We start from the raw sequence: 12,154 nt of genomic DNA on the forward strand, positions 1-12,154 counted from the left end.
TTTGCCGGGTCCCGAAACTGACATTCAGTGTCGGAGGATTAGAGGCAAAGGTCGTGATGCTTGGCTTGACGGTGGCATACGGATCCCCATGTTATCCGAGCGCGTTTGACCTGCCGTCCATCAGAGAGGGCATCACGGCGGGTGATTTCGCCTTGCTGCTGAGCGCTGAACGGCATGAGGTGCCCGCTTCGGTGAGACCACCACGCTTCGGTTCCTGCCGGGATGCGCGCACATCGCCGAGGCGTGAGAATTCGCTGAACCGTTTATCCTCGCCAAAGCTCAAGCTGTCGTCGGTCAAGGCCTGTCGATTTCATTTAGAGCGGTTCATTCAGCAGCTTGGTCGATCCGTCGTCCGGCGTGTACTCGTTTGTTCGAAGGTTCAGAATACAGTCGCGACTGGCCCACAATCTGATCTGGAGCCTCCAACAAGGTCAACTGCTGATCCTCCCGTTCGACCCACTGGAAGAATCATCGGGTGCGGACGACTGGGTCCAGGCGGCTACTTAGGCGACGAATGGAGGCGTTCACTCGCGACCGCTGCGGGTTCTTCGACGAGCGCTGTCGAACGCCATGCCTTTGCTAGACACACGTTGTGAAAACGCGTGATAAGGTCGGCCCGCGCAAGATTGAACGATGGCCGGGGCACCAAAAAGATGGCACACGGAATGTGCAACTCAATGCTCGGCTGTGCGGCGCTCGCCTTGGCCGCGTGTCAATCGGCTCCTCAAACGCCGCAACCCGTCACTCTCGAACCTGCGTTAGGATCGGGAGTTCCTCTCCAACCGCCCTTGGCTGATGCCGGGGTTCCTTCCGGCTCAGCAATCATGCATCAATCCGTGGCGGTCACTCCGCCTGGCAAGGGCGTTCCAACAAAGTACGCTGCTTTTTCCGGTCTATGGGCTGGTCGATTGGAGGGGATATATGACGCCAAACTTGCTGTTCAAACGGTTTCTTCCAATGGGAAGGTGACGGTCACCTATGCGTGGGGAAATCTGGGCGACAACCATCCGGGAGAGGCCGCCGGCGCTGGAAGAATTGTAGGGAGCACGTTGAAGCTGGAGCGCCTACCGAATGGCGCCAACGTCAGTTTTGACATGCGGCCTGACGGAGCACTGGCCGGAACCGTTACTCTTGCCGGTCAGACCTACAGGGGCGCGTTCCTCAAGCAATGATCAAGAAACATCTGAAGCTTATGCAGAGGGCCAGGCGCCTGTTCCAATATGGCCTTCCACTCGGTTCAGTCCCGACTCTATCAAGGCGGCGAGATCAACACCTCCGGGAGAGCGAAGAGCACGGCCAGCCGATTAGAGCCGAAGCTCAAGCCTTGTCGTTTGCGTATTTTGCCGCCACCCTTGGTGACATTACTGTCACGAGCTCGGGTTGAACTGTCATGTTGTTGCGATGTTTCATCGGATAGTTTGTGCCAGCCAGGAAGACGCTCAGAATCCAACGTACTAGCAGCCAAAGCTGCTTGTACCACATAACCGGGTTCATTCTGCTCCATTCTTCTGAAACGTGACGAAGATAAGCCGCTTGCCTTCGCGCACGCTATCTTCGAGCGGCTTCGCCTTCGCCAGATGCGCCGCAATCGCGCTGGCCAGCATGCAACCTGTTCCGCGCATCGATGAAGCAAGGCGCGGCGTATCGAATTGGATGGGCTCATGATCGGAGCGTAACAGAAAATCGGTCGATCGGGGTCCCGAGGCATGCCCACCCTTGATCAGCACTGCCTGCGGGCCGGCGGTCAGCAGTCTTTGTCCTTGTTGGAGCGCACCGTCCTCATCCACTGCCAGTTCGCAGTCAATAAGGAGCGCCAGTTCAGGAAGGTTGGGCGTGACCAGGCAGCAAAGCGGTATCAGATCGCGCTTCATGGCGGCGATAGCGCCTGGTTCTAGTAGAGCCCGGCCTGAGGTGGAGGCCAGCACTGGATCGATTACTATCGGCACCTGTCGATTTTCGCGCAGTACGCCGGCAACCGCAGCGATGGTCTCGGCTGTTCCGAGCATGCCGATCTTGATTGCCGCCACTTCCTTGGCCTGCAGCGCGGCGCGCATCTGACCAGCCACCAGGCTTGGTGGGGAATGATGGATTTCTTTCACGGCGTCGTGCGTTTGCACCGTTAGCGCTGTGACGGCCAGACAGGTGCGAACGCCAATGGATGCGATCGTTTCGATATCGCGTGCTATTCCAGCGCCGCCGCTGGAATCCGATCCGCCAACGACAAGCACATGCGGTTCTCGTCTCATCGCCATCGGTCCGTCTTTTCGATCCACTCCCTGGTGCGCGCTTCGGGATCGGAGCTCAACGCGATGTCCGTGACCACTGCCGCGCTGTCGGCGCCGGCTCCAAAGACGCCGTCGAGGCGGCCAGGGTTGAGGCCGCCGATAGTGATTAATGGGATTGGCGCCACCCGCCGCTTCCACTCGCTGATTCGCTCTAGCCCTTGCGGTGCCCACTTCATTTTCTTCAAGATGGTGGGATAGATCGGACCCAGCGCAACATAGTCGGGATCGGCAAAAATGGCGGTTGCCAGCTCGACATGATCATGCGTGCTCAACCCGAGCCTGACACCGGCTGACCGTATCCTTGAAAGGTCGGCGGTCTGCAGATCTTCCTGGCCGAGATGCACGAAGTCGCAGCCCTCCTCGATTGCCAAGCGCCAATGATCGTTGACGATGAGCTGGCACTGGTGCTCGGCGCACAGGGCCTTCGCCTTCCGGATTTCGGTGCGCAACCTGACCTCATCTGTGGTCTTGATGCGCAGTTGCACCAGCCTGACGCCAAGCGGCGCTAGCCGCTCGATCCAGGCAGCGCTGTCGACGATCAGGTAGAAGGGATCGAGCTTCATGAAAAAACTGCCCTGCCGATTGCCGGCGTCGACGGAACTGCGACCTCGCGCGGCTCGAGCAGCCCCGAACCGTAGGCTTCACGACCGGCTTCGATCGCCTTGCCGAATGCTCGCGCCATGCCGACCGGATCGGCCGCCTTGGCAACCGCCGTGTTCAGGAGCACGGCGTCAAAGCCGAGTTCCATGACGGTCGCTGCGTGCGACGGCCGTCCGAGGCCGGCATCCACGATCATGGGAACGTCGGGGAAATGTCTGCGCATCGAGCGTAGCGCCATGATGTTGATCGGCCCGATGGCGGAACCGATTGGTGCGCACCACGGCATCAGGACCTTGCAGCCCGCCGCAAGCAGCCGCTCGGCGACAACAAGATCGTCGGTGGTATAGGGGAATACTGAAAAGCCGTCCTCGCACAGGATACGGGCGGCTTCAACCAGGCCGAACACGTCAGGCTGCAGCGTGTCGTGGTTGCCGATCACTTCGAGCTTGATCCAGCTCGTGCCGAAGACCTCGCGCGCCATTTTCGCGGTGGTGACCGCTTCCTTGACGGAGTGGCAGCCGGCCGTGTTGGGGAGGATTCTCGTGCCGAGCGCGCGGATCAGCGACCAGAATTTTTCGCCAGCCCTGCCGCCGGCCATCTCACGCCGCAGGGACACGGTCACCACCGAGGTGCCCGATGCCTTGATGGCGTCGGCAAGGATGGCCGGCGAAGGATATTGAGCCGTGCCGAGAAGCAGCCGGGAGGGAAGGGGCATTCCGAAAAGTTCGAACATTGTCTAGCCTCCCTGCATGGGCGAGAGGATTTCGATCCGGTCGCCGTCACTCAACTGGAACTCCGCCCGATTGGCTTTGTGTACGAGGTCGCTGTTGACGGCCGTCGCCAGCCAATCGCCTTCATAGTCGAGTGCGGCAAGCAGCTCGGCCAGCGTGGTGGCGGCAATCTCATGCGCTTCGCCGTTGACCATCAATTTCATGAGCAAGCTCCTTGGTTCCGTCTTGATTGAAAACCAGGTCGGCAGCCTGGCGCGCCATGGCTGGGGCGAGGAGAAAACCGTGGCGATAGAGCCCGTTGATCGCGACGGTGCTTCCGTGGCTCTCGACTTGTGGCAGGTTGTCCGGAAAGGCCGGGCGAACACCGGCGCCGGTCTCAATGACGCCAGCCTCACCGAATGCCGGGTGGAGAGCGTACGCCGCTCCCAAAAGCTCCATCATTGAACGCGCCGTCACCGGTCCGGTGGACCGGCTCTCGATCATGGTCGCGCCGATCATGAAACGGTGGTCGGTGCGCGGCACCATGTAGAGCGGAAAGCGTGGATGAAGCAGCCGGACCGGGCGCGACAGTGAGACATCGGGCGTGCGCAGGATCAGCATCTCGCCGCGAACGCCGCGCAGTCGGTCATCGACCGCGCCTATCCCCGTGCAGTCGGTCTGGCGATCGAAACCGGAGCCAAGCCGGGCGTCGACGCCGAAGCGGAATTCGACGCCCATCACCGCCAGCCTGTCATGAAGTGTCGTCATCGCCTGGCGTGGATCGAGATGGGCCTCGTCGGGGAAGAACAGCCCACGGCGGAAGCGGCCGGCGAGGTCGGGCTCCAGCAACGCGATTTCATCTTCATCGACGCGCCGATAACCCGACGTGCGGGTGGCAAAGCGGTCGAGCTCGCCCGTATCGCGCGGCGCGGCCACGACCAGTGTTCCGGCCCGCGTCACCTGGTCAGGCGTCGCCGCATCCCACCAGTCCGCGGCGTTGCGTCCGAGATCGAGCACGGACTGCTCGGCGCTTTCACGCTCGCACCAGGGCGCCAGCATGCCGCCGGCGAACCATGACGCATTGCCGCCAAGGCTGTGCCTTGTCTCGGCAACGGTCACAGCCGCGCCGCGCGTAGCGAGCTCGAAAGCTGCGGTGAGGCCAGCGACGCCGGCCCCTTTGACCAGCACCCTCATGATCGCTCATGCGCCTGCGAAAGGCATAAGCGCTGCGCCGGTCTCTGCCGCCGGCACGTAGAGGTCACCGCCATCCCGGTACCTCGCCGCCATCGCCGCCATGCCCTCCTTCTGTGCCTCGGCGCGGATGTCATGGGAAATGCGCATGGAACAGAATTTCGGGCCGCACATCGAGCAGAAATGCGCCACCTTGTGCGCCTCCTTGGGCAAGGTCTGGTCGTGGAAGGATCTTGCGGTTTCGGGATCGAGCGACAGGTTGAACTGGTCTTCCCAGCGGAACTCGAAGCGCGCGCGGGAAAGGGCGTCATCCCGGACTTTCGCCGCTGGATGGCCCTTCGCGAGGTCGGCGGCATGCGCCGCGATCTTGTAGGTGATCACGCCAATCTTGACGTCATTGCGGTCGGGAAGGCCGAGATGTTCCTTCGGCGTGACGTAGCAGAGCATGGCGGTGCCGAACCAGCCGATCATCGCCGCGCCGATGCCGGAGGTGATGTGATCGTAGCCCGGCGCAATGTCGGTCGTCAGCGGTCCAAGCGTATAGAACGGCGCCTCCCCGCAGACAGCGAGCTGCTTGTCCATGTTCTGCTTGATCTTGTGCATCGGCACGTGGCCAGGCCCCTCGATCATCACCTGGCAATCCTTCGCCCATGCGATCTGCGTCAGCTCGCCCAACGTTTCCAGCTCGGCGAATTGCGCCGCGTCGTTGGCATCGGCGATCGAGCCCGGACGGAGCCCGTCGCCGAGCGAAAAGGACACGTCATAGGCCCGGCAGATGTCGCAGATCTCCGCGAAACGCTCGTAAAGGAAGCTTTCCCGGTGATGGTGCAAGCACCATTTGGCCATGATCGAGCCGCCGCGCGAGACGATGCCCGTGACCCGGTCGACGGTCAGCGGGATGTAGTGCAACCGCACGCCGGCGTGGATGGTGAAATAGTCGACGCCCTGTTCGGCCTGTTCGATCAGCGTGTCGCGGTAGACCTCCCAGGTCAGGTCCTCGGCAATGCCGCCCACCTTCTCCAGCGCTTGGTAGAGCGGCACCGTGCCGATCGGCACCGGCGCATTGCGCACGATCCAGTCGCGGATGTTGTGGATGTTGCGGCCGGTCGACAGGTCCATCACCGTATCGGCGCCCCAGCGGATCGCCCACACCATCTTTTCCACCTCTTCGGCCATCGAGGAGGTGACCGCCGAATTGCCGATATTGGCGTTGATCTTCACCAGGAAATTGCGGCCGATGATCATCGGCTCGCTTTCGGGATGGTTGATGTTGGCGGGAATGATCGCGCGTCCGCGCGCCACCTCCTCGCGCACGAATTCCGGCGTGACGAAATCGGGGATCGCCGCGCCGAAGGCTTCGCCGTCGCGCTCGAGCTTGCCGCGCAGGATCTCGCGGCCGAGGTTCTCGCGGATGGCGACGAACTCCATTTCAGGCGTGATGATGCCGGCACGCGCATAGGCAAGCTGGGTCACGGCCTTGCCTGCCTTGGCCCTCAGGGGCCGGTTTCGGACTGGAAACTCCGGTGTCAGGCGTTCGCCCGTGACGAATCCATTGTCTTCCGGCCGGACATGGCGGCCCTCATAGGCCTCGACGTCACCGCGCGCCGTGATCCATTCGTGACGAAGCCGGGCAAGACCCTTCTCGATGCTGGTTTCGACAGTCTGGTCGGTATAGGGGCCGGACGGATCGTAGACGGTGACGGGCGGCTCGCCGGCCGTTGGATGGACGGAGATTTCGCGCATCGGCACCCTGATCTGCGGGTGGATGGCACCGGGTTTGTGGATTTTCCGCGAGGCGGGCAGCGGTCCCGTCGAGACGGCGGGAGTGAGGGCATTCATCTTGAGGCTCCTTTGCTCATGCATTGGAGACCCAGTTCTGTGACGGAAGGATGAGACGCTTCTGTCGACCTGCCGAAACAGGACCTCGGGCGTAAACTCCCGCAAAGCGCTTGCACCGTCCCTACGCCAGTATGAACTGGATCAGGTTCAACGGGTCACTGCGCCGCGAAAGCAAGCAGTATCTCAGCCCCTTGCCGGGACTCCCCTGGTGAATGCGTCAGGTTGGACGGGACGTCTCCGGTTTGTCAAGCGCGTTCTGGCCGCGGCTGATCGGCGGCTGGTCAGACCGTGCGGAAAAAATCGCGCATGTCTCGGCGACAAGTCAAGCGTGGGAGATGAAGACAGGGACAAGGAATCGCAAACTGTCGGACTAAAAATCGATCCGCCTCAATGGGAACCAAAGGTTTGCGCGTAGATCGCCTCGATTCTTCCTGCCTCGTCACTGGTCAGCGCGGAGAATTCCTTTTCGCGCTCGCGGTTCGACAGATGGCCACCATTCTGGTGAAGGAAACGGAAGAGCAGGGCGGCCAACCGCTCGGGCATGTCGATAAAGGCGTCCACCTGCTGCCGAAATTGGGCGTAGCGCTGCAGAAACGCGGTTTCCTCGGGAAGGTCCCGTTCGATCGTCCGCTGAACGCAGGCATAGAGGAATTCGGCGTGCGGGGTCGCATCGAAGAACCGGTAGAAATCACCGGTGTCATTCAGCACCCGGACGTTGAATTGCGGCGTCGGTTCCCATTCCACCCACGGCAGAAGGCGCTGCGAATAGCTCTCGAGCACGCCCCTGTACTCGTTGATCTGGTCCAGGATCGCGGCCGAGACGGGAAAGACCACTCCCGGCGGATTGAAGCCGCGCGTGGCAAGGACGTGGTGGATTAGGTAGCGGTGAATGCGGCCGTTTCCGTCCTCGAACGGGTGGATGTAGACAAAGCCGAAGGCGAGGATTGCGGCGGCTATGACCGCATCAAGGTTTTGCGCGGGGCCCTGATCGAAGGCCGCCATTCCATCGATTAGCCGCGGCAGGTCCTCGGGCCGAGCGCTGATGTGATCGGGCAGGGGCGTGCCGTTGTCTCGGTCATGCTCACCGACGAAACCTCCTTCTTTTCGGAAGCCAAGTCTTACGAAACGGGCGTCGCCAAGTACAATTTTTTGCAGACGTAGCAGCTCATCGCGATCGATCGGCCAGCGGCCGGCTTCGCCGATGGCGCGGCCCCAGCGCTGGATGCGATCTTGCGGCGGGCGCTCGCCCTCGATCGCATAGCTTGATCGCGAGTCTTTGAGCAAAAGAAAGGCGGCGGTCCGAGCAAGGAGGTCGCGCGGCACGTCCGCCACGATTGCCTCCGCGCGCCGCGGCAGTTCAAGGCCAATGAATTTTTCGAGAGTCTTGGTTCGGAACACCAGGGGGCAGAACTCAGGCGTGCCGGGGAGATTGTCCTTTATGCGGTAGCGCGAAGCGGTCTTCTCGGATCCGGGCCACTGCAGCTCGGGATCGACAACCGGAACGTATCGTCCGGCCGCCGCGTCCGGCAGATCGAGACGTGTGCCCGTCAGCCATTCAGATAGAAACCAGATGCGGCGGGCATAACTGCCTGTGGGGCTTTCACGGACGAGCGCCTCGATCGGTGCGGGACCGGTCACCTGGAACAGCCGTTTGAGGACGGCAAGGTCGAGCCCCTCGTACTTGAGCGCGAAGGTCAGATGGCCTTCGAGTGTTGGATGTGGGGCATGGCGGGGCGTCATGATCCGCCAGCCATCCCGTTCGGTAATGCGATGATGCTCGCCAGTGGCCGACAGGGTCCGGGGCAAGGGCACGGCGAGCTCGTAAGCTCCGATCAGGGCGCTGTACCCGGCCGGGGTCACCATCTCCGGAAGGCGGATTTCCTGAAAAACGATAACAGGACCTGAAAATTGGTGCTTCTGCGCCACAGGCATGAAAAGGGGATCCTTTCATCGAATTTTGGTGCGACTGAGCCAAATCTTATGAAAAACGATTCTACCTCATGAAAATTGATGCTGCAAGCCGACTTTTCCGAAAACCGATCCGCGGCGGTGATCCGTCTGCATGGCTCGGCCGGAAAGTGATCGTCGCGCCGCCAGCGATCGTGGGTCACTGCGCGACCGTCGGCTGTCTCGGCCACGCCTTCAGGCGGGGGACAATCACCTCAGGCAATGTGGACGGAGCGCCAGCGCAATGATGTTCCCATGGAAATAAGCGTCCACAGCGACCAAATCAGTTCCGCGGCGATAGCACGGCGGTCGCCGGCTTTTATGCGTCGCCTTACAGCTTTGGCCTCGTGTTCAGTCATTGCCTAGTTTTTCGCCACAATGCATCTCGGTACGCCTTGTGACCTGAGATCGATTCTGAACGTGAATCACGCTGTTGCGGCAGTCAAACTCGTACGAGCTGAAGCACACCCCTTGAGACCACCACCACGCTGATTGTTAAAAACAATCACAACAAGGGTACTGCGAAACTCGGCCGAAGCAGGAAAATGGGGGCCTCTAGCCCTTGGTTTGAAGCGCTTCGCAATGCAGCCACTTTGCTGTTTGATTTTGGCCTTCGCACCTGCACAAAACTATGCAAAACCGTTGACCGCTTAAACCTGACGTAGGGGAAATGTGCCGATGAGTGTGGCGGTAGAAACGAAGGCGTCGACGCCGCCGGACATCGCGGCCAGCAAGGGCAAGGATCCGGTCGTCTGCTTGACCGCCTACACCACACCCATTGCGCAGCTCGTCGACAGATATTGCGACGTCGTGCTGGTCGGCGACAGTGTCGGCATGGTGCTTCACGGTCTGCCCTCGACCCTCGGCGTCACGCTCGACATGATGATCATGCATGGCAAGGCCGTGCGACGCGGTCTTGAGCGCGCGTTGATGGTCGTTGACATGCCATTCGGCTCCTATGAAGAAGGCCCCGAACAGGCCTTTCGCAACGGCGCGCGGCTCATGGCGGAAACCGGATGCGCCGCCGTCAAGCTGGAGGGCGGCGAGAGCATTGCCGAGACAATCCGCTTTCTCACTGCTCGCGGAATTCCCATCATGGCCCACGTCGGGCTGACGCCGCAATCGGTCAATGTGTTCGGGGGCTATAAAGTCCAGGGCAGGGGCGTAGACGGCGACAGGATTTTTCGCGACGCCATTGCTGTTGCCGAGGCCGGGGCGTTCAGCATAGTGCTGGAAAAGGTCACGGAGCCGCTCGCACGGAGAATAACCGAGAGAGCCACAATTCCCACGATCGGCATCGGTGCCTCAGACGCCTGCGATGGTCAGATCCTTGTGATCGACGACATCCTGGGCATGTTCACTGGTTTTCGGCCGAAATTCGTCAAGCGCTATGCCGAACTGGGCTCAGAGGTCGAAGCTGCCATCGCTGCCTACGCGGCTGATGTGCGGGAAGGGCGCTTTCCAGCGGCCGAACATCTTTTCGCCGATGAGCCGAAGGCCGGAGATGTTGCATGAGCGTGCCGATTGTCCGCACCGTTGCCGAACTTCGTGCCTTCGTGGCGGGATGGCGCCGTTCAGGTGCCACTATCGCCGTGGTGCCCACGATGGGAGCCTTGCATGAAGGACATTTGAGTCTCGTGCGTTCTGCGCTTCAGAAGGCCGATCGTGTGATCGTGACGCTGTTCGTCAATCCCAAGCAGTTCAACAATGCCGCGGATCTTGCCGCTTATCCCCGCACCGAAAAGGAAGACGCTGCAAAGCTCACTCCGTTGGGCGCACACCTGCTCTATGTTCCGCATGCGACTGAGATGTATCCTGACGGCTTCACCACGACCGTGTCCGTGTCCGGCGTCGGCGAAGGCCTATGCGGTGCGTTCCGGCCTGGTCATTTCGATGGGGTGGCGACCGTCGTTGCAAAGCTCTTTTTGCAGACCGGCGCTGATTTCGCCTTTTTCGGAGAGAAGGACTTCCAGCAGCTTCTACTCATCACTCGCATGGTCCGGGACCTGGATATGCCAATTACCATCGTCCCCTGTCCGACAGTCCGGGAACCCGATGGTCTCGCTTTGTCATCGCGCAATGTTCGGCTCTCGCCAGCGGAGCGGGCCATTGCCCCAAGGCTGGCATCGGTCCTGCTCGATACTGCGGAGGGGCTCTCGAACGGCTCTCCCGTCCTGCCAGCGCTTGCCCAAGCGCGTGCAGCGATCCTGTCCGCAGGCTATCGCGAGGTCGAGTACCTGGAACTCCGTGGCGAAGCAGATCTGCAACCGATAGCAACAAGCATCGATCGGCCGGTCCGCCTGCTCGCAGCCGCGTGGCTCGGCCAAACACGGCTCATTGACAACGTCAGAACACTGCCGCCTTGCCAACTCACAAATGAGTCGCTGCGGACTTCCGGCTAGCGTGAAAATGCAGCTCGGGCCGCGCGAGCGTGATTGGACGCGGTTGTCTCCATGAAAACCTTGTCAACTTGCTCTGGCCGGGCAGAGAGAGCCTTGCGTGAATGCGCGCCCAGAACGAATATATTGGTCATTAGCATTTGCGTTGGTGAAAGTTCCCGAATAGGAACGAGTGACGAATCAGGGGCCTGAGCTTGATGGACGAAGCAACTGAGCAGACGAGCACTGGTCTTTTAGGGCTGACAGCGGGCATCGTCGCGGCCTATGTCCAGAACAACGCAATGCCGGTAGCGGATTTGCCGGCGCTGATTGCTGGCGTCAATTCTGCGTTGTCGGCTCTAGTTCAGCCCGTCGCGGCACCACCGCCAGTATCTACTCCGGCCATAAATCCGAAGAAGTCGATATTTCCCGACTATATCGTAAGTCTCGAGAATGGGCGGAAATTCAAGTCTATGAAGCGTCACCTGGGTTTGCTGGGCATGACACCTGACGAGTACAGAGCCAAGTGGAGATTGGCCTGGGACTACCCCATGGTGGCCCCTAGCTATGCAGCCAAGCGGTCTGCTCTGGCTAAGGCGAGCGGTCTTGGCCGCAGACGCACTGCAAAAACACCGCCTAGGAAAGGCCCCGCAAAGCGGAAACCCAAGGTGTAGCGCGCGCCTATCAGAGTTGGCAGACGCCAAAGCCTGACCTCTCGCTGACCAGATGAATGCGATTCCGCCCAGCCATCTTTGCGGCATCGAGGGCGGCGTCGAGGCGCCCGGCCCGTCGGTGACCAGCTCGTCCACTTGCGCGGTCGCCACACCTGCCGGGAAAGTGTAGCCGAACTCCGGCTCGTCCTTCAGCGGCCTTGAGTTACGAATAACGGCCAGCGTTCTTTCGACAATCAAATTCGGCCTCTGTCGACCTCGCTTGTAGTATCAAGACGAATTCCGCCCACGCGACCGAAACAATCTGCGAGTCGCACCTGACACTGAATGCGGACTGCGAAATTACGCAAAAGAGCATCACTCGCCTGGTGGCCGAACCTGTCGTCAGACCCAATGAGAGGTTGAGCAACCTTGCGTTGGACGGAAGCAGTGCTGGTAACAAATGCCAAGCCTAGTCTAGTTTCCGTCCGCAAACGACAAGCGTTTGATTTTGTTAGCTGAATCGCATCTTTGCGCGAGCAAGGCCCGGCGGT

General features: G+C 60.8%; 12 protein-coding genes and 1 riboswitch. Of the genes, 4 read left to right on the forward strand and 8 right to left on the reverse strand.

The genetic code is table 11. From position 1 onward, the window contains the following. Nucleotides 1-91: 91 nt before the first annotated feature. Nucleotides 92-298 carry a hypothetical protein gene (locus AC0L2X_RS02625; protein WP_473553577.1) on the reverse strand — a complete coding sequence of 69 codons (207 nt, stop codon included), beginning with the start codon at nucleotides 296-298 and terminating at the stop codon, nucleotides 92-94. A gap of 526 nt (nucleotides 299-824) precedes the next feature. Between AC0L2X_RS02625 and AC0L2X_RS02630 the strand changes: the two genes are divergently transcribed. Continuing rightward, the gene (locus AC0L2X_RS02630) at nucleotides 825-1,172 is read left to right on the forward strand and encodes a hypothetical protein (protein ID WP_473553579.1); all 348 of its coding nucleotides are present in this window, start codon (nucleotides 825-827) and stop codon (nucleotides 1,170-1,172) included. Nucleotides 1,173-1,490: 318 nt separating this feature from the next. Here AC0L2X_RS02630 and AC0L2X_RS02635 read toward each other — a convergent pair whose 3' ends face one another. From AC0L2X_RS02635 to AC0L2X_RS02665, 7 genes are all read right to left on the reverse strand, one after another. Continuing rightward, on the reverse strand, nucleotides 1,491-2,252 hold the full coding sequence (locus AC0L2X_RS02635) for a hydroxymethylpyrimidine/phosphomethylpyrimidine kinase (protein WP_473553695.1): 762 nt from the start codon (nucleotides 2,250-2,252) through the stop codon (nucleotides 1,491-1,493). Next, nucleotides 2,243-2,848, reverse strand: coding sequence for a thiamine phosphate synthase (locus AC0L2X_RS02640; protein ID WP_473553580.1), 606 nt, complete (start codon nucleotides 2,846-2,848; stop codon nucleotides 2,243-2,245). The genes AC0L2X_RS02635 and AC0L2X_RS02640 overlap by 10 nt, the downstream gene beginning before the upstream one ends. Beyond that, nucleotides 2,845-3,618: a thiazole synthase gene (locus AC0L2X_RS02645; RefSeq protein ID WP_473553582.1), complete on the reverse strand. Its 774-nt coding sequence runs from the start codon at nucleotides 3,616-3,618 to the stop codon at nucleotides 2,845-2,847. Before AC0L2X_RS02645 ends, AC0L2X_RS02640 begins: the two co-directional genes overlap by 4 nt. A gap of 3 nt (nucleotides 3,619-3,621) precedes the next feature. Further along, complete coding sequence (gene thiS / locus AC0L2X_RS02650; RefSeq protein WP_447255313.1) at nucleotides 3,622-3,819, reverse strand: sulfur carrier protein ThiS; 198 nt, start codon at nucleotides 3,817-3,819, stop codon at nucleotides 3,622-3,624. Next, a complete protein-coding gene (gene thiO, locus AC0L2X_RS02655) occupies nucleotides 3,788-4,789 on the reverse strand; it encodes a glycine oxidase ThiO (RefSeq protein ID WP_473553584.1) in 1,002 nt (333 codons plus the stop codon). The genes thiS and thiO overlap by 32 nt, the downstream gene beginning before the upstream one ends. 6 nt (nucleotides 4,790-4,795) lie before the next feature. Beyond that, nucleotides 4,796-6,625: a phosphomethylpyrimidine synthase ThiC gene (thiC, locus tag AC0L2X_RS02660; protein WP_473553586.1), complete on the reverse strand. Its 1,830-nt coding sequence runs from the start codon at nucleotides 6,623-6,625 to the stop codon at nucleotides 4,796-4,798. Nucleotides 6,626-6,725: 100 nt separating this feature from the next. Further along, a riboswitch (TPP riboswitch) is annotated at nucleotides 6,726-6,842 on the reverse strand. A gap of 170 nt (nucleotides 6,843-7,012) precedes the next feature. Beyond that, entirely contained in the window at nucleotides 7,013-8,557 is a 1,545-nt protein-coding gene (locus tag AC0L2X_RS02665; protein WP_473553587.1) for a Fic family protein, read from the reverse strand. Nucleotides 8,558-9,250: 693 nt separating this feature from the next. Between AC0L2X_RS02665 and panB the strand changes: the two genes are divergently transcribed. The 3 genes from panB (at nucleotide 9,251) to AC0L2X_RS02680 (ending at nucleotide 11,624) form a co-directional block, all read left to right on the forward strand. Beyond that, nucleotides 9,251-10,087, forward strand: a complete 837-nt coding sequence (panB, locus tag AC0L2X_RS02670; RefSeq protein WP_473553588.1) for a 3-methyl-2-oxobutanoate hydroxymethyltransferase — start codon at nucleotides 9,251-9,253, stop codon at nucleotides 10,085-10,087. Next, nucleotides 10,084-10,974: a pantoate--beta-alanine ligase gene (gene panC, locus AC0L2X_RS02675; RefSeq protein ID WP_473553590.1), complete on the forward strand. Its 891-nt coding sequence runs from the start codon at nucleotides 10,084-10,086 to the stop codon at nucleotides 10,972-10,974. Before panB ends, panC begins: the two co-directional genes overlap by 4 nt. Nucleotides 10,975-11,168: 194 nt before the next feature. Continuing rightward, nucleotides 11,169-11,624, forward strand: a complete 456-nt coding sequence (locus tag AC0L2X_RS02680) for a Ros/MucR family transcriptional regulator (RefSeq protein ID WP_473553591.1) — start codon at nucleotides 11,169-11,171, stop codon at nucleotides 11,622-11,624. Nucleotides 11,625-12,154 lie beyond the last annotated feature (530 nt).

This window comes from Mesorhizobium sp. WSM4828 (assembly GCF_055811175.1).

Excerpts from the sequence above, each read along its gene's own strand:
- AC0L2X_RS02630 (WP_473553579.1), top strand. The coding sequence starts at position 825 with ATGCATCAATCCGTGGCGGTCACTCCGCCTGGCAAGGGCGTTCCAACA.
- thiC (WP_473553586.1), bottom strand. The coding sequence starts at position 6,625 with ATGAATGCCCTCACTCCCGCCGTCTCGACGGGACCGCTGCCCGCCTCG.
- thiS (WP_447255313.1), bottom strand. The coding sequence starts at position 3,819 with ATGAAATTGATGGTCAACGGCGAAGCGCATGAGATTGCCGCCACCACG.
- AC0L2X_RS02640 (WP_473553580.1), bottom strand. The coding sequence starts at position 2,848 with ATGAAGCTCGATCCCTTCTACCTGATCGTCGACAGCGCTGCCTGGATC.
- AC0L2X_RS02665 (WP_473553587.1), bottom strand. The coding sequence starts at position 8,557 with ATGCCTGTGGCGCAGAAGCACCAATTTTCAGGTCCTGTTATCGTTTTT.
- panC (WP_473553590.1), top strand. The coding sequence starts at position 10,084 with ATGAGCGTGCCGATTGTCCGCACCGTTGCCGAACTTCGTGCCTTCGTG.
- AC0L2X_RS02635 (WP_473553695.1), bottom strand. The coding sequence starts at position 2,252 with ATGGCGATGAGACGAGAACCGCATGTGCTTGTCGTTGGCGGATCGGAT.
- panB (WP_473553588.1), top strand. The coding sequence starts at position 9,251 with ATGAGTGTGGCGGTAGAAACGAAGGCGTCGACGCCGCCGGACATCGCG.
- AC0L2X_RS02680 (WP_473553591.1), top strand. The coding sequence starts at position 11,169 with ATGGACGAAGCAACTGAGCAGACGAGCACTGGTCTTTTAGGGCTGACA.
- thiO (WP_473553584.1), bottom strand. The coding sequence starts at position 4,789 with ATGAGGGTGCTGGTCAAAGGGGCCGGCGTCGCTGGCCTCACCGCAGCT.
- AC0L2X_RS02645 (WP_473553582.1), bottom strand. The coding sequence starts at position 3,618 with ATGTTCGAACTTTTCGGAATGCCCCTTCCCTCCCGGCTGCTTCTCGGC.